General features: G+C 70.1%; 16 protein-coding genes. 6 read left to right on the forward strand and 10 right to left on the reverse strand.

What is annotated here, in order from left to right; translation table 11 throughout:
• Positions 1-28 precede the first annotated feature (28 nt).
• The 3 genes from katG to ACFC1K_RS08430 form a co-directional block, all read right to left on the reverse strand.
• Complete coding sequence (katG, locus tag ACFC1K_RS08420; protein ID WP_375871256.1) at positions 29-2338, reverse strand: catalase/peroxidase HPI; 2310 nt, start codon at positions 2336-2338, stop codon at positions 29-31.
• A 39-nt stretch (positions 2339-2377) separates the two neighbouring features.
• Positions 2378-2866 carry a Fur family transcriptional regulator gene (locus tag ACFC1K_RS08425; protein WP_375871257.1) on the reverse strand — a complete coding sequence of 163 codons (489 nt, stop codon included), beginning with the start codon at positions 2864-2866 and terminating at the stop codon, positions 2378-2380.
• Between the two features lie 63 nt (positions 2867-2929).
• Entirely contained in the window at positions 2930-3925 is a 996-nt protein-coding gene (locus ACFC1K_RS08430; protein WP_375871258.1) for a stage II sporulation protein M, read from the reverse strand.
• Positions 3926-3941: 16 nt separating this feature from the next.
• Here ACFC1K_RS08430 and ACFC1K_RS08435 point away from each other — a divergent pair, with 16 nt between their 5' ends.
• Positions 3942-4787 carry an RDD family protein gene (locus ACFC1K_RS08435; RefSeq protein WP_375871259.1) on the forward strand — a complete coding sequence of 282 codons (846 nt, stop codon included), beginning with the start codon at positions 3942-3944 and terminating at the stop codon, positions 4785-4787.
• Between the two features lie 15 nt (positions 4788-4802).
• Here the strand turns inward: ACFC1K_RS08435 and ahcY are convergent, their stop codons facing one another.
• Both ahcY and ACFC1K_RS08445 read right to left on the reverse strand, forming a co-directional pair.
• Positions 4803-6302, reverse strand: a complete 1500-nt coding sequence (gene ahcY / locus ACFC1K_RS08440; RefSeq protein ID WP_375871260.1) for an adenosylhomocysteinase — start codon at positions 6300-6302, stop codon at positions 4803-4805.
• A 46-nt stretch (positions 6303-6348) separates the two neighbouring features.
• Complete coding sequence (locus ACFC1K_RS08445; protein WP_045301176.1) at positions 6349-6555, reverse strand: DUF3499 family protein; 207 nt, start codon at positions 6553-6555, stop codon at positions 6349-6351.
• A 151-nt stretch (positions 6556-6706) separates the two neighbouring features.
• Here ACFC1K_RS08445 and ACFC1K_RS08450 point away from each other — a divergent pair, with 151 nt between their 5' ends.
• Positions 6707-7147: a metallopeptidase family protein gene (locus ACFC1K_RS08450; protein WP_310289382.1), complete on the forward strand. Its 441-nt coding sequence runs from the start codon at positions 6707-6709 to the stop codon at positions 7145-7147.
• A gap of 24 nt (positions 7148-7171) precedes the next feature.
• On the opposite strand, the gene ACFC1K_RS08455 is transcribed toward ACFC1K_RS08450, so the two are convergent.
• From ACFC1K_RS08455 to manA, 4 genes are all read right to left on the reverse strand, one after another.
• Positions 7172-8578 (reverse strand): DUF5719 family protein, encoded by a 1407-nt coding sequence (locus tag ACFC1K_RS08455; RefSeq protein WP_375871261.1) that lies wholly within the window; start codon positions 8576-8578, stop codon positions 7172-7174.
• Positions 8575-11451, reverse strand: a complete 2877-nt coding sequence (locus tag ACFC1K_RS08460; protein ID WP_375871262.1) for a glycosyltransferase — start codon at positions 11449-11451, stop codon at positions 8575-8577. The genes ACFC1K_RS08455 and ACFC1K_RS08460 overlap by 4 nt, the downstream gene beginning before the upstream one ends.
• Positions 11452-11537: 86 nt before the next feature.
• Positions 11538-11864, reverse strand: a complete 327-nt coding sequence (locus ACFC1K_RS08465; protein WP_163616798.1) for a WhiB family transcriptional regulator — start codon at positions 11862-11864, stop codon at positions 11538-11540.
• 198 nt (positions 11865-12062) lie between these two features.
• Positions 12063-13211, reverse strand: a complete 1149-nt coding sequence (manA, locus tag ACFC1K_RS08470; RefSeq protein WP_375871263.1) for a mannose-6-phosphate isomerase, class I — start codon at positions 13209-13211, stop codon at positions 12063-12065.
• Between the two features lie 82 nt (positions 13212-13293).
• Here manA and ACFC1K_RS08475 point away from each other — a divergent pair, with 82 nt between their 5' ends.
• Genes ACFC1K_RS08475 through ACFC1K_RS08490 form a run of 4 tightly spaced genes read left to right on the forward strand, consistent with a single transcriptional unit; the run spans position 13294 to position 19068 of the window.
• The gene (locus ACFC1K_RS08475; protein WP_375871264.1) at positions 13294-14766 is read left to right on the forward strand and encodes an O-antigen ligase family protein; all 1473 of its coding nucleotides are present in this window, start codon (positions 13294-13296) and stop codon (positions 14764-14766) included.
• A complete protein-coding gene (locus ACFC1K_RS08480; RefSeq protein ID WP_375871265.1) occupies positions 14763-16118 on the forward strand; it encodes an O-antigen ligase family protein in 1356 nt (451 codons plus the stop codon). The genes ACFC1K_RS08475 and ACFC1K_RS08480 overlap by 4 nt, the downstream gene beginning before the upstream one ends.
• A 56-nt stretch (positions 16119-16174) precedes the next feature.
• Positions 16175-18085 carry a glycosyltransferase gene (locus ACFC1K_RS08485; RefSeq protein WP_375871266.1) on the forward strand — a complete coding sequence of 637 codons (1911 nt, stop codon included), beginning with the start codon at positions 16175-16177 and terminating at the stop codon, positions 18083-18085.
• Entirely contained in the window at positions 18082-19068 is a 987-nt protein-coding gene (locus ACFC1K_RS08490; protein ID WP_375871267.1) for a glycosyltransferase family 2 protein, read from the forward strand. Before ACFC1K_RS08485 ends, ACFC1K_RS08490 begins: the two co-directional genes overlap by 4 nt.
• Here ACFC1K_RS08490 and galE read toward each other — a convergent pair.
• Positions 19044-20114 carry a UDP-glucose 4-epimerase GalE gene (gene galE, locus ACFC1K_RS08495; protein ID WP_375871268.1) on the reverse strand — a complete coding sequence of 357 codons (1071 nt, stop codon included), beginning with the start codon at positions 20112-20114 and terminating at the stop codon, positions 19044-19046. The genes ACFC1K_RS08490 and galE overlap by 25 nt on opposite strands.
• Positions 20115-20148 lie beyond the last annotated feature (34 nt).

Genomic DNA, 20148 nt, shown 5'->3' on the forward strand with positions numbered 1-20148 from the left:
GGGCCGCTCTGCTGCGGGTCGGCGGGTGTCAGACGAGGTCGAACCGGTCGAGCTCGGTGACCTTGCCCCACGCCGTGACGAAGTCGCGCACGAACTTCTCGTTCGCGTCGTCCGACGCGTACACCTCGGCGACGGCGCGCAGCTCCGAGTTCGACGAGAACAGCAGGTCGACGCGCGTGCCGATGCCCACCGGCGCGCCCGAGCCGTCCTTGGCGCCCGCGAACGCGTGCGCACCCGGGTCGAGCGGCTTCCAGGTCGTGCCGAGGTCGAGCAGGTTCACGAAGAAGTCGTTCGTGAGCTCGCCCTTGCGGTCGGTGAACACGCCGTACTCCGAGTCGTCCCAGTTCGCGCCGAGGACGCGCAGGCCGCCGACGAGGACCGTCAGCTCCGGCGCGCTCAGCGTGAGCAGGTTCGCGCGGTCGATGAGGTGGTGCTCCTCGGGCATGAACGCCTGCGGTCCGTAGTAGTTGCGGAATCCGTCGGTGGTCGGCTCGAGGAACGCGAACGACGTCACGTCGGTCTGCTCCTGCGTGGCGTCGGTGCGGCCCGGGTGGAAGACCACCTCGGCGTCGACGCCGGCGTCCTTCGCCGCCTTCTCGACCGCCGCGTTGCCCGCGAGCACGATGAGGTCGGCCAGCGACACCTTCTTGCCGTCGGCGCGGCCGTCGTTGAACGAGGCCTGGATCTGCTCGAGCTTCGCGAGCACCGTGGCGAGCTGGGCGGGCTTGTTGACCTCCCAGTCCTTCTGCGGGGCGAGGCGGATGCGGGCGCCGTTGACGCCCCCGCGCTTGTCGCTGCCGCGGAACGAGGATGCTGCCGCCCACGTGGTCTCGACGAGCTCCGACACGCTCAGCCCGCTGTCGAGGATCTGCGCCTTCAGCGCCGCAGCGTCCGCCGCGTCGATGAGCTCGTGGTCGACCGCGGGCACGCGGTCCTGCCAGAGCAGCTCCTCGGCGGGGACCTCGGCGCCCAGGTAGCGCTCGATCGGGCCCATGTCGCGGTGGGTGAGCTTGAACCAGGCGCGCGCGAACGCGTCGGCGAACGCCTCGGGGTCGTCCTTGAACTTCCGCGAGATCTCGTCGTACGCGGGGTCGGTGCGCAGGGCCAGGTCGCTCGTGAGCATGCGGGGCTCGCGACGGCCGTTCGAGTGCGCCATAGGCACCATGTCGGCGCCGCCGCCGTTGATCGGGCGCCACTGGTGGCCTCCGCCCGGGCTGCGCATGAGCTCCCACTCGTAGGCGTAGAGGATGTGGAAGAACTCGTTGTCCCAGCGCGTCGGGTGGTACGTCCACGTCACCTCGAGGCCCGACGTGATGGTGTCGTCGCCGTGGCCGGTGCCGTGGCCGTTCTTCCAGCCGAGACCCTGCTCCTCGAGGCCGGCGGCCTCGGGGTTGTCGCCGACGTTCGTGTCGGGCGCGGCGCCATGGGTCTTGCCGAAGGTGTGGCCACCGGCGATGAGCGCGACGGTCTCCTCGTCGTCCATCGCCATGCGGCCGAACGTCTCACGGATGTCGCGCGCCGACTTCAGCGGGTCGGGCTCGCCGTTCGGGCCCTCCGGGTTCACGTAGATGAGGCCCATCTGCACGGCGGCGAGCGGGCGCTCGAGATCGCGGTCGCCGGAGTAGCGCTCGTCGGCGAGCCAGGTGGTCTCGGGACCCCAGTACACGTCGGCGTCCGGCTCCCACACGTCGGCACGGCCACCGGCGTAGCCGAAGGTCTCGAAGCCCATCGACTCGAGCGCCACGTTGCCCGCGAGGATCATGAGGTCGGCCCACGACAGCGACCGGCCGTACTTTTTCTTCACCGGCCAGAGGAGGCGGCGCGCCTTGTCGAGGTTGACGTTGTCGGGCCAGCTGTTCAGCGGTGCGAAGCGCTGCTGACCGGCGCCGCCGCCGCCGCGGCCGTCGGTCACGCGGTACGTGCCGGCGCTGTGCCACGCCATGCGGATCATGAGCGGGCCGTAGTTGCCGAAGTCGGCGGGCCACCAGTCCTGCGACGTGGTGAGGGTCTCGGCGATGTCGGCCTTGACCGCGGCCAGGTCGAGCGACTCGAAGGCCGCCTTGTAGTCGAAGTCCTCACCGAGCGGGTTGGCGACCGCCGGGTTCTTGGCGAGGATCTTGAGGTTCAGCTGGTTCGGCCACCAGACGCTGTTGGCGTTGCCGGTGGTCGGATGCGGCTGGCCGCCGTGGATGACGGGGCAGCCCTCGGTCTCGTTCGGGCGCGGGCGGGTCTCGCCGTCCTCGCGCTCGTCGACCGGGGTGTCGATCGGGGTGACCGCCTGATCGGCGTCGGTCGGGTTCTCACCGATCTCCGGGATCGTGTCGTTGGTGTCGGTCATGGCTTCCTTCCAATCGGATGGGCTGGGAATCGGACAGGATCAGGGTCGCGCCGCGACGGAGGCAGCCGGCTCGCCGGCCGTCGATGCCGCGTTCGCGCATGCGGGACAGATGCCCCAGAACGTCACCTCGGCCACCTGCACCGCGTAGCCGTGCGCATCGGCGGGCGTGAGGCACGGTGCCGCGCCGACGACGCAGTCGACGTCTTCGACGGCGCCGCACTGCGAGCAGATGAGGTGGTGGTGGTTGTCGTCGACGCGCAGCTCGAACAGACCAGGGCGGCCCGCGGGCTCGATGCGGCGCGCGAGGCCGGCGTCGACGAAGTCGCCGAGGGCGTTGTACACCGACTGCAGGCTCGTGGCGGGAAGCGTCCGGGCGACGACGGCGAACAGCTCGTCGGCGCTCGCGTGAGGGCGCTCGATCAGCGCATCGACGACCGCGCGCCGCGAATCGGTGACCCGCAGCCCCGCGGCACGCAGTCGCGTCGCCGTGTCGACGGCGCGCGCATCGACGTCGGTGTGCGGGGTCATACCCTGAGCTTAGCGTTGTTTTGATTAACTCAAAACAGTGATATGCGGCATCCGTCTCCGGGATCAGCCCGCGACGAGCGTCGGGGTTCCCGCCTCGTACTCGGTGAGATCGCCGGTCTCCCCCAGGCGGTGCGCACGCCGGCCGACCACGAGCATGTAGACGAGGAACAGGGAGAGCGCCGCCGCACCGATGCCGATCTTGACCGGCCAGGGCCAGGGCTGCGCCGTCACGAAGCCCTCGATGACGCCCGACACGCCCAGCGCGATCACGAGGCCGATCGCGATCGTCGCGAGGGAGCGACCGGCCGCGGCGAGGGCTTCGCCGCGCGAGCGGGGCCCGGGTGCGACCCAGGCCCAGAAGATCTGCAGCCCCGCAGCCCCGGCCACGAAGATGCACGTGAGCTCCAACAGACCGTGCGGGAGGATGTACAGCACGAACACGTCGCCCCGGTCGAACGCCGCCATGATCGCCGCCGCGGTGCCGACGCCGACCGCGTTCTGCACGAGCACCATGATCGGCCAGATGCCGGTGATGCCGAACAGCACGCACTGCGCGGCGATCCAGGCGTTGTTGGTCCACACCGTTCCGGCGAACACCGCCGCGGGGTTCTCGCTGTAGTAGTCCGTGAACTGGTTCTCGGCGTACTTCTCGAGCTGCGCCTGACTTCCGAGGCTCGCGATCAGCGCAGGATCACCGGAGACCCACAGCGCGACGACGACCATCACGATGACGAAGCCGACCGCGATCGCGAGGGTGGTCCAGCGCACGCGGTACAGCGCGGCCGGCAGCTGCAGCGCGAAGAAGCGCGGGATCTGGCGCATGACGTTCTCGGGCGCACCGGTCAGCCGCAGCCGTGCGCGGCCCAGCATGGTCGAGATGTGATCGCCCTGGACGCTGCGGCCCGCCGATGTCTTCGCATCGGCGAGGTCGGCGGAGGCCGCGCGATACCGGGTGACCAGCTCGTCCACCTCGGCGCCCGAGAGGCGGCGGGCGCGGCTGAGCTCGTCGAGGCGCGCCCACTCCTCGCGCCGAGCCGCCGTCAGCGCGTCGAGGTCCATGCGCTTTACTGTAGCCATGCCCGCCGAGCAGCCCGCCATCGTCGACATCCACCAGGACGAGGTGCTCACCGGCGAGGCCGTCGCGCTCGACGTGCAGCCGCTCGGCTTCTTCATGCGTGCACTCGGGGTGATCATCGACATGATCCTCGGCGTCGCGGTGTTCCTGCTGCTGGTGTGGGGCATCACCTGGCTCGCGGGCATCGGCGCCGTGGACGAGGCGGTGATGCCGATCCTCACGATCGTGCTTCTCGTGCTCGTCATGGTGGTGATCCCGACCGTCGTCGAGACCACCAGCCACGGTCGCAGCCTCGGCAAGCTCGCCGTCGGCGGCCGCATCGTGCGGGCCGACGGCGGCGCCTCCGGCTTCCGTCACGCCTTCATCCGCGCCTTCGTGGGCGTGTTCGAGCTGTGGTTCACGGTGGGCGCCGTCGCTGCGCTCGTCGGCGCCTTCACCCCTCGGTCGCAGCGTCTCGGCGACCTCCTCGCCGGAACCTACTCCGAGCGCACGCGCACGCCGCGCCTCCCCGACCCGCAGCTCGGAATCCCGCCTCAGCTCGCCGAATGGGCAGCCGTCGCGGACGTCGCGCGACTCCCCGAACGCCTCTCCCGGCGCCTGGCTCAGTTCGCCCGGTCGGCGGCGAGCATGGAGCCGACCGCACGCGCGCGGGTCGCCGCATCCCTCGCCCGAGAAGCCGCCGAACACGTCTCACCGGTGCCGTCCGTCGACCCCGAGACGTTCCTCATCGGGGTCGTCGCCGTCCGCCGCGAGCGCGAGCTGCGGGCGCTGCGGCTCGAGACCGCACGCGCTGATGCGCTCGCGGGTCCGGTCTCGGCGCCGCCGCGCGGATTCCCCGAGCGCTGAGTCCGGGGGCCGCGCTCAGTAGCGGTAGTGCTCCAGCTTGTACGGGCCCTCGACCGGCACGCCGATGTACGACGCCTGCTCGGGGGTGAGCTCGGTGAGCTGCACGCCGAGCGCGTCGAGGTGGAGACGCGCGACCTTCTCGTCGAGGTGCTTGGGGAGCACGTAGACCGCGGTCGGGTACTCGTCGCGCTTCGTGAAGAGCTCGAGCTGAGCGAGCACCTGGTTCGTGAACGACGCGCTCATGACGAACGACGGGTGGCCCGTCGCGTTGCCCAGGTTCAGCAGACGGCCCTCGCTCAGCACCAGCACGCTGCGCCCGTTCGGAAGGCGCCACTCGTGCACCTGGGGCTTGATCTCGATCTTCTCGACCCCGGCGAGGGACTCGAGGCCCGCCATGTCGATCTCGTTGTCGAAGTGGCCGACGTTGCCGACGATCGCGAGGTGCTTGAGCTTGAGCAGGTCCGCGGTCGTGACGACGTCCTTGTTGCCGGTGCCGGTGATGACGATGTCGACCTCGCCGGCGACGTCGTCCAGCCGCGCGACCTGGTAGCCGTCCATCGCGGCCTGCAGCGCGCAGATCGGGTCGACCTCGCTGACGATGACGCGCGCCCCCTGCCCGCGCAGCGCCTCGGCGGCGCCCTTGCCCACGTCGCCGTAGCCGCACACGAACGCGACCTTGCCGCCCATCAGCACGTCGGTGGCGCGGTTGATGCCGTCAGGGAGCGAGTGGCGGATGCCGTACTTGTTGTCGAACTTCGACTTCGTCACCGAGTCGTTCACGTTGATCGCGGGGAACAGCAGATCGCCGGATGCCGCGAGCTCGTAGAGGCGGTGAACGCCCGTGGTGGTCTCCTCCGTGACGCCGAGCAGGCCATCCGCCATGCGCGTGAAACGCTGCGGGTCGCGCGCGAGGCTGGCACGCAGGGTCTCGAGGACGATGCGGTACTCGGCGGAGTCGTCGGCCGCAGCATCCGGAACCGAACCCTCCTTCTCGAACTCGACGCCCTTGTGAACGAGGAGCGTTGCATCGCCGCCGTCGTCGAGGATCATGTTGGGGCCGTCGAAGCCTTCGGCCGTCCAGTCGAAGATGCGGTCGGCGAGGCGCCAGTACTCCTCGAGGGTCTCGCCCTTCCACGCGAAGACCGGGACACCGGCGGGGGCGTCGACGGTGCCGGTCGGTCCGACGACGACGGCCGCGGCGGCCTCGTCCTGCGTGGAGAAGATGTTGCAGCTCGCCCAGCGCACCTGCGCGCCCAGGGCCACCAGAGTCTCGATGAGCACCGCGGTCTGCACCGTCATGTGGAGCGACCCCGCGATGCGGGCGCCCTTCAGCGGCTGCGACGCGCCGAACTCCTCGCGCAGCGCCATGAGCCCCGGCATCTCGTTCTCGGCGAGGCGCAGCTGATGGCGCCCCGCTTCCGCGAGCGAGAGGTCGGCGACCTCGTACTCGAAGCCCTCGCGGGACTCGGTGACCTCGGTGGCAGCAGGCGTGGCGACGGGCGTGTGGGTCGGCATCCGCCCATTCTCCCACGCCCGCCGCGGACCCAGGAGAAGAGCAGGATCAGGCGCGGAGGGTCTCGTGCCTGACGACGACCCAGCCCTTGGGCACCGAGAGGCGGTCGGTGTGGATCGCGCAGAGGTCGTGGGCGTGCGGATCGCCCGCGGCGCCGAGCGGACCGAGCGCCGCCATCTGGTCGCCGTAGTCGTAGGTGAGCGTGGACACCGCCTCACGGGCGCATCCGACCTTGGAGCAGACTCTCTCGCGCATCGGGTAGACGCTATCGCGCACGGCCGACACGGGGACGGATGCCGCGCCCACGACTCCCCGAACCCCTCACTGCTCACCTGTCACGATGTGCCGCCCGAACCAGCAGTTCGTGACAGGCGAGCAGCGCGGGAACCAGACCTAGGATGGGGGCATGGCGTGGCGTCGGAGCAAGACCAGCGAGCGCGCGCCGCGGCGCGCGTCCCGTCACGGACGCCACGGACGCGAAGGGCGCAGCTCCGTCGTCCGCCCGCCCCTGCCACCGCTCGACACGCGCGTCGACCGGTTCGACTTGGCGGTCGGCACCGCGGCCGAATTCCTGCGGTCGGCCTGGCCGGAGCTGCGCGACGTCCGCTTCGAGGTCGCCGACATGCCCGCCGCGACCGACGACGACGGAATCCCCCGGTGGACGGTGCTGCCCGACGCGGGCCGCATCATCCTCTACCGCCTGCCGATCGAGCGCCTCAGCCACCTGCATCGCGACGACGAGCTGCACCGGCGCATGCTGGTGGAGGGTGCCGTCTTCCGTGCGGCGGCCGAGTACCTCGATCGCGACCCGTGGGACCTCGGACCGGAGCGCTTCAGGTACTTCTGACTCCCCCTGGGGTCCGACTCCAGGTCAGGGGTAGACCACGATCTCCGGGGTGGCGACGTCGGCCGGCCACACCGGCACACCGGCGAGCGCGCCATCGCCCGCGAACGACAATCCTGCTCGCACCGGAGCCGCAGGCTCGAAGAGGTACAGCGTTCGGGTCGCCAGGCGCACCGCGACCGACCCGTTCGCCGGAACGGTCAGGCTGATGGCCGACCCGCCGTCGGTCGGGGTCACGTTCACCGTCACGGGCTCGCCGGAAGGGTTCACCACCGTGAGCGAGGGCGTCGGGCCACCGGGCGTCGCGAACAGCGACGGCACCGTCACCTCGGGCGCCGGCGTGTACCAGGCGAAGTCGTCGCCCGCCGAGATGCCCGTCGCCTGCCACACGGCTGCGACCACGGGGGCGTCCGCCTCGACCGTGACCGTGTAGGCACCGGGCGGCAGCCCGTTCAGGGCGAGCTCGAGCGGCTTGCCGGCCTCGAGGGACAGTTCCTGGGGCTCTCCGACCGTCTCGGTGCGGCCGGCGGAGTTGACCGACACACGTGCCGTCGCGGGAAGGTTGGGCGACAGCATCCGCAGCACCGTCGTCTCGTTCGTCGCGCCATCCTCGTCGGTCGGACGCGTGACCGTGATCCCGGTGATCATCTGCGTGTTCTCGGTATGGGCGATCGGTCCGACCTGATCGACCCCGCCGGGCGTCAGGGTACGGGTGATACTCGTCTGCAGCGACGCGTGGATCGGCGCACCGATCGCCGACACGCGGACGACCGGCGTCTCCTCGCCGAGCGCAAGGCCGGCGAGCGGCACCACGCGCTGCGTTCCCGGCGCGATCACGAGGTCGGCTCCGCCGGGCGGTGTCTCCGGTCCGTCCACCCCGTACACCGTCAGCTGCACGGTGGCGGGGACCGCGCCCGGGTTGGCGAGCAGCACCAGATCCGCGGCGCCGGTGGCTCCCGATCCGCCGACCAGCCACGAGTCGAGGAGCGGCGGGCGGCAAGCCGAGACCGCGAAGCCCGAGAGGTCGTCGGCGTTGGCGGTCGCCGAACCGGTCGCGGCGATGTCGACCGCCTCGCCGTCACGTGGCTGCGCCGTGTACGCGAGCGGGCCGGGTCCGACCCCGGTCGTCTGCATCTGCTGCTCCGTGGCCCCCTCGCCGTCGGCGGTGCCTCCGATGACGGACTGGGGCGCGGCGAGGGTCACCGTGGACGCTGCGGTGGGGTTGCGTCCGATCGAAAGCAGCCCGCCGTCGCAGGCGATCACGGATGCGGCCGGCGCCGGGGTTGCGGGAATGCTGAGGGGCTCGCGCACAACGGTCGGCCACGGCACCGAGACTGCGGTCACCACCGCGACCGCCGCCGCGACCGATACAGCGGTGCCGATCAGCAGGCGGGCGCTCGTCGTCGCCCAGCGGAACACGCGGCGGTCACTCATCGACCCTCCTGCCAGTGGGGTCCCACGACGCGCGGGGTGCGCCTGGCCTCCCGGATCGAGGCGGCTGTCGGCACGGCCAGCAGCAGCGCGATGCCGAAGATCGCGAGCTGCCCGAACGCGATCCAGCGACCGAGGACCGAGACGGATGCCGCCTCCTCGGGTCTCGGCGCGATCTCGTCGACGACGCGCCACAACTCGCCTTTGGCGGTGTCGCCCACCACGACGAGCGTGTCCCGCTGGCCGAGCGCGGTCATGGCCGAGAGCCGCATCGTGCGCGCGGCGTCCGTCTCCGGTTGCGTACTCGGGGCGAGCAGGATGAAGCCGACTCCGCGGTCCGCAAGCTGTCCGACGACGTCCTCCGAGGAGGGAGTGACGAGATCGGCGGCGAGCCCTGCGAGCTCGGCGTCCTGCGTGGTCGGCTCGGTTCGCGTCGACAGCAGTGTCGTCTGCCCGCCGATCGTCTCGCTCGCGCCCCACACCACCTGCGCGGCGACCCCGGCGTCCGCCTGGGGGGTGAGCACGATCGTCCCGACGTCGGGATCCTCGCGCCCCTCCGCGGCGACGAAGGCGGGAAGCGTGCTCGCCGGCCCGTCGGCGATGGTGGCCGCTCCTCGGGTGAACGCGGTGAGCGAGGGAACCGCGAGCACCGCCGTGGCCGCCAAGACGAGCACCGCCGCCACGCCCCGAACCAGGGCGACGCGAGGCGCCAGCCCGGCGTCGAGCGCCACGAGGGCGCCGCCGAGGCCGCCCAGCCACGCCAGGCTCAACCCGGTGCCCGGCCAGAGCGGCACGGTGATCGACTGCGCGAAGGCGACCGAGATCCCCACCGCGGCGAACGCCGTACCCAGGCCGAGCGCCGTGACGACGAGCAGCACGATCCCGGCCGCCCAGCGCTGCGTGAGGGGTGCGGCGAGGGCGAGCAGCGCGAGTGGCACGGAGAGCAGCGGTACCCACCACGTGGGCCCGTCAGGCAGGATCGTCGCCCACCCGGCGAGGTCAGGGGTCGGGATGCCGGCTGCCAGCAGCGCACGCCCGGCGGCGTCCGCGGCCACCTGCGGGCCCGCCCACGGCACGCCGGGGTCGGCGACGAGGCTCCACGCCTGGCCGTTCGCGAGCGCGTTCCAGACCAGAGGGAGCGCGAGCGCCGCGGACGGGATGAGCGTCCAGATCAGACGTGCGACGCCACGACCCGCGCGCAGGATGACGGCGGCGAGCACCGCGCCGATCCACACCACCAGCATCGCCGGTGCGAGCGAGGGTGCGGTGGCGACCACTCCCGCCAGCAGGATGGACGCCGCACCGGCGCCCGCCCACGAGCGGTGCGCGACGGCGCCCGCATAGAACAGCCACGGCAGCAAGAGGTGCAGGATCACCCCGGTCGGGCGGCCCTGTGTCAGGGCGACGAGCAGCGCGGGCGACAGCGCCCAGACCGCCCCGCCGAGAAGTCGAAGGCTCGCCCGCTCGGTGACCCGGGTCGCGGCGAACCATCCGCCGAGCGCGGCGAGGGGCAGTGCCAGCACCCAGAGCAGCACGAGCGCGCGGGACGGCGCCCAGGCCCAGAGGGAGCCGAGCACGGCCACCACCGCGGCGAACGGATCGGCAGGACCGACCGTGTCGAGGCCGAGCGCACGCTGGCCGTACATGGCGTCGTCCCAGAGCTGCCCGACCGTGGTCGCCAGCGGTTGGAGCGCTCCCCCGCCCAGGACCGGCCACGCCAGCAGCGCAGGAAACGCCGCCACCGAGACGACGAGCGCGGCGAGCACGAGCCACGCCCCGCCGCCGGCGAAGAACCTCAGATCGCTGCGGCGGTGACCACCGAGCATGACCTCCGGGTCGTCGTCGAGTCGTTCGCGAAGCTCACTCCGCGTCGTGCGCAGTGGTGCCACCTGCACCCATGACCCGGTGCGCGCCTGCGCGAGGTGACGGCGTGCGCGCCAGACGGGCACGAGGCGAACGAGGGCGACGGCGGCCGCCGCCCACTCCGCCGCGATGCGTCCGGGCTGTTTGCGGGCCAGATCCACGATCGAGCGCCACAGCGCGAGCGGAAGGATGGTGAGCCAGTGCAGCGGTGCGACGACCGCCGGCGCGTACACCAGCCGGCGGTGCAGCTGCGCGACCCGTTCCGCGTACACCGCGCGGCGCTGCCGCTGAGGCGTGAGCGGCGTCGGCAGACCCGCGACTCCGTCGCCCGCCGTGGCGACGAGTGCGCTCGGCACCAGCGAGACGCGCCCGCCCGCCAGGCGGGCCCGGACGCCGAGGTCCAACCCCTCGTCGGCGCCGGAGAGTCCCCGATCGAGGCCGCCGAGCCGCTGCCACGCGTCGGTGCGGACCAGGATGCCGCGGACGTCGGCGCCGAGCACGTCCTCCCGCGCGTCGTGCTGCCCCTGGTCGAGCTCGTCGTCGGCGAGCCCGACCGTGCGGCCGAACCGCGTCATCCCGACTCCGAGCGACACGATCTCCGTGCGGTCGTCCCAGCGCACGAGCTTGGGGGCGACGAAGGCGACCGACGGCGACAGCTCGAGGGCGCCGGCGAGGCGGGCGAGCGCGTCGGGCTCCGGCGCGGTGTCCTGCGCCAGGAGCCACACGGCATCACCGTCCAGACGCGGCGCGACCAGGGCGGTCGCCGCGGCATAGCCGGTGGACGCGCCGGCCCGGAAGACGAACTCGGCGCCCGCGGCATCCGCGATCTCGAAGAGATGGTCGTCGCCCCCGCACACCACGATGGTGAGGACGTCGACAGGACGCGTCTGCTCGCGGAGCGCCGCAAGGGTGCGCTTCAGATGGAATGCCGCCGGGGTACGACCATCGGGACGAACCACCAGGATGGCGTGGACGCGGTTCGAGGTGACGGTGTTCGACGTGGCGGTGGGCATGTCCTGGTCAGCCTAGGTGGCGCTCGAAGCTCACGCCGGGCGCACGCGCCGGGTCGGCCGGATCGACCGGCCGCCCGGCGTGCGCGTCAGCCCGCTCGACGCTTCAGCTTGCGACGCTCGCGCTCGCTGAGACCGCCCCAGATGCCGAACCGCTCGTCGTTCTGCAGCGCATATTCGAGGCATTCGCCTCGCACGTCGCACGACGTGCAGATGCGCTTGGCATCACGCGTGGAGCCGCCCTTCTCAGGGAAGAACGCCTCCGGATCGGTCTGCGCACACAGTGCGTCGGTCTGCCAGGCGAGCGGATTGTCTTCTTCCGCATCGATGTTGCGGCGTACCCCCGGAACCCCCAGTTGAACCGGATCGACGAACCAGTCGTCGGGAACGCCGGAACGGTATTGCGAAACCGTCATGTCGTTCTCACCCCCCGTGATCCTGCTCCACGCTGGTGCGTGTTGTAGGGCTAATTACACCCGTGTAGTTCGACGAGGTCAAGTCGCAGATAGTAAATGCTCAACCTCCTCTTGAACCTCCACGACGCGCCGACGGCGTGTCGCTCTGTCATAACGGTCCGATGAGAAAGCGATGAGGCGATGATGAGGTGCGGCGTGTCAGCGCCCGGGAAGGGCGATGAAGAGCTCGCCGCCGCCCCGCACGCGCAGGCCGCCCTCGTTCGGGGTGACGAGCACAGCTGCTCCCGGGGAGAGTGTCGCGGCCTCCTCGCTGGCCAGACCCGCGACCGCCGGAGCGCCCGCCGTCGCGACCGCGATCGCCGGGCCCTCGAGCGCCACCTCGACGCCCTCGGCGCTCGGCGAGACCGCGAGCAGCGCGAAGTCGGCGACCGGGACGTCGTACCGGCGCACGCCCGCCGCGACTTCGCGAGGGCGGATCACGGGCGGCAGCCCCGGCGTCGCGTCGAGCACGCTCACGAGCTCGGCGGCGTCCACGTGCTTGGGGGTGAGGCCACCGCGCAGGACGTTGTCACTCGCCGCCATCAGCTCGACGCCGAGACCCTCGAGGTAGGCGTGCAGCACGCCGGCCGGAACGAAGAGGCCCTCGCCGCGCTTCAGGGTCACGAGGTTCATGAGGAGCGCGACGACGATTCCGGGGTCGCCGGGGAACGCGGTGTCCAGTGTGCGTGCGAGCGCGAGCTCGGCGGCGAACTCGTCGGACTCGGCCGCGACAGCGGCCGCGATGACGTCGCGTGCGGCGTCGGCACCGTCGGACAGCAGCCAGCCGATGACGGCCGAGAGCGCAGCATCCGTCGCCTGCAGACGCTCGGCGAGCGGCGCTGCACCCTGCCCGAGCGCTGCGACGAGCCGCAGTGTCGCCGCCAGGTCGCGCAGGCCCGCGAGCGCGCGGAACTCGTCGCTCAGCGCGACGATGAGCTCGGGCTTGTGGTTCGCGTCCCGGTAGGTGCGATCACCCGCGTCGCGCGGGATCCCCGCGGCCTCCTCGCGCGCGAAGCCCTCCTCGGCCTGGGCCTTCGACGGGTGAGCCTGGATGGAGAGAGCGGATGCTGCGGCCAGCAGCTTGAACAGGTACGGCAGCGGTTCGCCGACACCCGACGCGGCGCCCTCGTCCGCGATCCAGCGGTCGAGCGTGCGACCGTCGGCGGTCTCGGAAGGATCGCCGGGGTGGTCGCCGAACCACACCTCCGCCTCGGGACGACCGGACGCCTCGCGCCCCTCGAGATCGGCGAGCAGGGAAGTCGAGCCCCAGGCGTAATCACGGGGTTCGTTCGCGAGCGGGATCAGCACCCGAACAGCCTAGCCAGGCGCGGTCGGGACCCCGCCTCCCGGGCTCGCAGATCGCACGGGCGCCCGGGGTACCCTGAGAGCGATGGCCGTCCATTCGAAGCATCCGGCGTCGGCGCCGCCGGAACCGCCGGTCCGCGAGAAGACCGGCCACCTCATGCTGCGCGGCTGGTGCATCTTCGTGCTCTTCATGTCGCTGTCGGGTACTGCGTGGGTGAACGCCTTCGGTCAGACGGCGGCGACGGTCATCACGATCGCGGGCGGCGTTCTCTCCGCCGTCCTCTGGATCGTGCTGCGGCCTCCCGTGCAGTGGCGGCGGCTGCCCTGGTTCGTGGTCGCGTACGTCGCGTGGGCCACGCTTTCGCTGACGTGGTCGGCCTGGCCGGGAACGACCGCGCTCACCCTGCTCCTCCTGTGGATCACCACGCTGCAGGCGCTCTTCATCGGCAGCGTGCTGACCTGGCGCGAGCTCGTGCGCGCCGCCGCCTCGGCGCTCAAATGGGTGGTGGCGCTCTCCTTCGTGTTCGAGCTGTGGGTCTGGGTGTTCATCCGCGGACCGATCATGCCCGGCTGGATCATCGAGAGGGCCGACGACCCGATCGAGTACTGGTCGCGCGGCAACCTGTTCGAGTGGGACAGGCGCATCCAGGGCATCATGGGCAACGCCAATCTGCTCGCCCCGGTGGCTCTCCTGGCGATCATCGTGTTCGGCATCCGTCTCGCCTCCGGTGCCCCACGACGCACCTTCCTGTGGATCTGGATCGGGCTGTCGGCCTTCTTGTTCGTGCGCGCCGGGTCGGCGACCGCGTACCTCACCGCTGCCGCGGTGGTCGTCGTGCTGGTCACGGTGCTGCTGATGAGGACGGCGACGAAACCCGGCGAGCGCACCAAGTACTACGTCGCCTACGTCGTCGTCGGCCTCGGTGGGCTGCTGACGCTGTGGCTCGTGCGCGACCTGATCTTCTCGACCCTGGGCCGCAGCGCCGACCTCACGGGCCGCGAGGGCATCTGGGAGGAGGTGCTGGCGCGCACCGGCGAGCGCCCGTGGACCGGATGGGGCTTCGCGACTCCTTGGGTCACCGCCGACCCGGCGTTCGACATCCGCATCATCGACCACGGGCAACTCGTCATGCAGGCCCACAACATGTGGGTCGACGTGTCGATGCAGCTCGGCATCATCGGCGTCGTGCTGCTCGCGTTCCTCTACCTCGCGTTCGTGTGGCGCGCATGGTTCTTCGCGATCGACCGACCCCGGTGGGACCTCCGCGCCGATCGCCCGTATTCGCCGCTCACCCTGCTTCCCACACTGGTGGGCGCCATCCTGCTCGTGCAGGGGCTCGCCGAATCGAGCCCGCTGCTGCTGTGGGGCTGGTTGTTCCTCGTGATGCTCGGCTCCAAGATCAAGCAGTCGCCCCATGTCGGCGTCGGCCCCGCCGAGGAGACGGTCGCGATCGAGCGCGGCGAGGCCGTCGCGCGTGACGAACCCGGTGGACGCGAGCCGGGGACTGCCGCGGCCACAGCGGACCGCCAGCCCCGGGCTTCAGGGCGCGGCGCGTGACCGACTCGCCGCATGCCGCAGCGCCCGGGTGGCTGGGAACACTGCTGGCCTCGGCATCCTTCGCCCGCGCGTTCACCGTCGTCGTCTTCGCCACCGTCTTCTCGGCGTACGCGATCGAGCGGATCGCCGGCCGTGTCACCTACGTCACCATCGTCACCGGGCTCTGCGTCTTCGGTCTCGCCGCGATGATCTCGCGTCGCCGCGAGCTCTCGCTGCTGCGGCTCGTGCCGACGACGGTCCTGATGTTCGTCGCCTGGGCCTTCGCCAGCATCTTCTGGTCGAGCGATGCCACCACCTCGTTCTGGAACTGGGTGTCGATGGCAGCGCTCGCGTTCCTCGCGGTGGTCATCGGCCACGTCCGTGACACGCTGCAGACCGTGCGCGCTCTCGGCGATGTGCTGCGTGTGCTCCTCGGCGTCTCGCTCGCGCTCGAGGTGCTCTCGGGCATCCTGCTCGACATCCCGTTCACGTTCCTCGGCATCCAGGGCAAGATCGCCGAGCTCGGACCGGTGCAGGGCATCTTCGGCACACGCAACCTGCTCGGCTTCGTCGCCGTGATGGCGCTCATCACCTTCCTCATCGAGTACCGCACGCAGTCGGTGCGCCCCGGCGTCTCGGTGGCGTCCGTGGTGCTGGCGGGAGGCCTCGCGGCGCTGAGCGACTCCCCCACCGTCGTCGTGCTCGCCCTGGGCGTCGGACTCGCCGTCGGCGCCCTCGCGCTCGTGCGCCACACCCGCCCCGAGCGCCGCGCCGGCCTGCAGCTCGCTCTCGGTGCCCTCGTCGTGGTCGGAGTGGTCGTGGGCTACACGGCACGGCACCAGATCATCGCCCTGCTCGGCGCCGGCACCGACTTCTCGATGCGCGTCGAGCTGTGGAACTTCATGGTCGACATCCTCCGCCAGAAGCCCGTCCAGGGCTTCGGCTGGTTCGGCGCCTGGGACCGGGACGAGTACCCCTTCAACGCCATCAACTTCTGGTTGAACAAGGACCACGCCACCGGCCTGAACGCGTACTTCGATGTGGCGCTGCAGCTCGGATGGGTCGGGCTGGTGCTGTTCCTCGCGCTGGGTGCGCTCGCGCTGGGGCGGTCGTGGCTGGTTGCGGGCGAGCGCCGGTCTGTCGTGTACGCATGGACGCCGTTGATGCTCGTCGCGCTGCTCGTGGACTCGATGTTCGAGAGCTTCACCTTGACCGGGCTCGGGTGGCTCATGCTCGTCCTGTGCGCGGTGCGCGCGGGCCAGTCGCGTTCGTGGCGCGAGAAGCTCGACAGCGGGACGGATGCCGACGGCCCTGGTGCGACGGCGGGTTCGGGGCTCCCCCACGCCCAGGGAGAGCAAGGGACGGCAGGGTAGGCTTCTCTCCGGCCCGACGTCTCGGCGCCAGCCATCGTTTTCCGGAGATCATCCCCGTGACCCACGTCCTTCAGAACGTCGTCTTCCCGCTGGATCGCGACCCTGATCTGCTGCCCCTGTACGTCGACCCCGAAACGTGGTCGGTCATCGACGAGGAGCCTGTCCGGGTTTCCAACCGCGCCCAGCTCGGCAACATCCTGAGCCGCACGTCGGCCCGGATCGTCGCGGGGCGACGCGTCTCGTTCGGCACGTACTTCAACGCGTTCCCTGCCTCCTACTGGCAGCACTGGACGGCGGTGCGGAATGTGACGCTGACCGTGAGGACCGTCGGTCCTGCGACGATCCTCGTCTACCGTTCGAACGGTGCTGGCGTCAAGCAACGGCTGGAGACGCGCGAAGTCGACGGCGCCGCGACGTCGACGTTCGAACTCGTGCTGGACCAGTACAGCGACGGGGGATTCATCTGGTTCGACATCGTCGCCGACGAGAAGAGCGCACTGTTCGAGGGCGCGGAGTGGACCACCGAGTTGGACCCGATGCGCGACGGCAAGGCCTCCATCGGCATCACCACGTTCAACAAGCCGGACTACTGCGTGTGGACACTGATGAACCTCGCGGACTCTCCCGAAGTCCTGGACGTGGTCGACCGCATCTTCCTCGTGGATCAGGGCGATCGACGCGTGGACGCGCAACCCGAATTCGGCGAGGTCGCCGCGAGACTCGGCGAGACGCTCCAGGTGGTCACTCAGCCGAATCTCGGCGGCTCGGGCGGATTCGCCAGAGCGATGACCGAGACCCTTGCTCGCCCGGAGAGTGAGTTCGTGCAGCTCCTGGACGACGACGTGCGCATCGAGCCCGAGTCCATCCGCCGCTCGGTTGTCTTCGGCAGGTTCGCCACTGTACCGACCATCGTCGGCGCCCACATGTTCGACCTGCTGGACCGACCCAAGCTCCACGCTTGGGCGGAGGTCGTGGACGACACGCCGTTCATGTGGCGTGCGCTGTATCAGGAGAAGCTCCCTCACGACTTCAGCGTGGCGAATCTGCGCCAGTCGCCACTGCTCCACATGCGGCTCGACGCCGACTACAACGGGTGGTGGATGTGTCTCATCCCCGTGTCGATCCTCCGCGACGTCGGACTATCGCTCCCCGCGTTCATCAAGTGGGACGATGCCGAGTTCTGCCTTCGGGCGCGTGAGGCCGGATACCCGACCGTCTCGATGCCGGGCGTCGCCCTGTGGCATGTCTCCTGGGTGGGCAAGGACGACTCGATCGACTGGCAGGCGTACTTCCATGCACGCAATCGCATCGTCGCTGGTCTCCTGCATTCGCCCGCGCCGAACGGCGGGACGCTCCTCCGCCATAGCATGCGGGTGGACTTGAAACACCTGATGATGATGCAGTACTACCCCGTAGCGCTGCGCCACCAGGCGCTTCGCGACGTGCTGTCCGGGCCCGAGCATATGCGGGCCAACCTTGCGACGGCGATGCCAGCGGCCCGCGCCGTCGCCAAGGAATACCCCGAGACCGTCGTACACCGCGACAGCGGGGTGCCGCTGCGATCGCGGCGGGGCCGCCTTGTGTTCAAGCGCATGAAGCAGCACTCGTTCGACAGCCCGACCGGACTCCGGCTCCGGTGGTTCACCACGACGACCCTGATCTCGCACTGGTTGCACGCGCCGAAGCCTGCGAACCTCGAACAGCCTGAAGTCGAGTTCGGCAAGGGCGACGCGCACTGGTGGCGCCTCCCCCTGTACGACAGCGCGCTCGTCAGTTCGGCCGACGGATCCGGCAAGAACGTCTACACGCGCGATCGCCGGAAGTTCCGCAAGATGCTTCTCGATTCCGTCGGACTGCACCGACGTCTGCGCCGCGACTGGCCGCGACTGGCAGCGAGCTATCGTGCCGCGGCGCCAGAGCTGACCTCGCCGGCCGCGTGGCAGCGGACGTTCGAGGAAGCATCGTGAACCCGCCTGTCACGCGACCGTCGTTCGACGCCTCCACCGCGACCATCGCCGTCGTGACTTACAACCGGTCGGGTCTGTTGACCCGCCTGTTGACGAGCATCACCAAGATGGATCCGAAGCCGGGGCACATCGTCGTGATCGACAACGCGTCGACCGACGACACGACGGACGTCGTGGAGTCGTTCCGCGATAGCCTCGAGCCTGCGACACTCGTCTACCACCGCATGGAGACCAATACCGGCGGCTCCGGCGGGTTCAGCGAGGGCATGCGCGTCGCGTACGAGCTTGACTCCGAGTGGATCTGGCTTATGGACGACGACGTCGAGGTGCTCCCTGATGGGCTTGCGAAGATGGGCAAGTGGGCCCCGCGATTCAAGAGCATCCAGGGGCGTCGGTACGACTACGACGGCAGCGCCTTCTACTGGCAGTACCGCGTCGCCGAGCCCCTCGGTATCCCGATCCCGTTCGCGCCCGCCGAGTTCGACGAGTCCGGCTACAAGCCGATGAACTCCGGATGCTTCGAGGGCATGTTCATCCACCGCGAAATCGTGCAGCAGATCGGTCTGCCAGATCCGCGATTCTTCATCTACTGGGACGACCAGATGTACGGCTGGCTCGCGTCTCGTAAGACCCAGTCGGTGATCGTCGACGAGTTCGTGCTGCGGCGCACGCGCGAGATCAAGCAGTGGGACATGGGCATCCGCCACATGAACGCATCGAGCAACGCGTACCGGTACTACATCATGCGCAATCGCGCATACATCAAGAAGTACTACCGGTCGCTCGACGTCTACAACCCACTTCTCTTCGGCCTCGGCACCGCGCTGACATTCGGCAAGGAACTCATCCGGCTGGTATTCGTCGAGCGCACCGTGCGGGGGACGTCGAACCTCTTCCGGGGCCTGCGTGACGGCAGGGCGATCGCGAGGGACGCGTCCTGGCGGCCGATGCCGCCGCTTCAGGCTGCTCCGGCGCCCAGCTGAGACCCGCTCGCCGCTGCGCGGCGATCGGCGGCAGAGCCATAGCCTGCAGGATTCCGGGACTGCCAGCGCCACGTGTCGCGGCAGGCATCGTCGATCGTCCGTGAGGCGATCCAGTCCAGTACTCGACCGGCCTTGCTCGGGTCACAGTAGGAGACTGCGACATCACCGGGACGCCTTCCGAGCACTTCTGTCGGGATGCTCCTGCCGGCTGCGCGCTCGAACGCGGCGATGAGCTCGAGGACGCTCACCGGGACACCGGTTCCCAGATTGAATACGTCGTAGCCGGCTCGGGCGTGCTCGAGCGCCGCCACATGACCTGCGGCGAGGTCGAGCACGTGGATGTAATCGCGCTGTCCGGTTCCATCGGGGGTGTCGTAGTCGTCGCCGAAGATACCGACTCTCTCGAGCGCGCCGACAGCGACCCGGGCAACATACGGCATCAGGTTGTTCGGCACGCCCGAAGGGTCCTCGCCGATGAGGCCACTGGGGTGGGCGCCTACGGGATTGAAGTACCGAAGAGCGATCGCCGCCAGCCCCGGGTCGGCGCTGGCGGCGTCTTCGAGGATCGCCTCGATGATCCGCTTGGTCTTGCCGTACGGGTTCGCGAGATCGATACCCGTCGGCGAAGACTCCGACAGGGGAAGGCTCTCGGACTGCCCGTAAACGGTCGCTGAGCTCGAGAAAACGATCGCGGAGATGCGTTCGGCGGCCATCACTTTCAGCACGGCGATTGCCGAGCCGAGATTGACGTCGTAGTAGCGGATGGGATCGGCAACTGATTCGCCGACCGCCTTCGCGCCGGCGAAGTGGATGACGGCGTCGACGGGAGAGTGTGCCTGCACGAACGCGCGGAGCGCGGGCTCGTCCCTGACGTCGGCGACGAGCAGCGGGACGGCGACCCCGCTGAGCTGCTGCACACGTACGATCGCCTCAGCAGACGAGTTCGACAGGTCGTCGACCACGATCACGTGGTGCCCAGCCTCGATGAGTGCGAGAGCCGTGTGCGCGCCGATGTATCCGGCACCGCCCGAGAGAAGAACACGCATCGCTCCAGCCTACGAGGCTCGCTCCGCGGGGGCG

It is taken from the genome of Microbacterium sp. NPDC056057 (assembly GCF_042266945.1).
Lineage (GTDB): Bacteria > Actinomycetota > Actinomycetes > Actinomycetales > Microbacteriaceae > Microbacterium > Microbacterium trichothecenolyticum_C.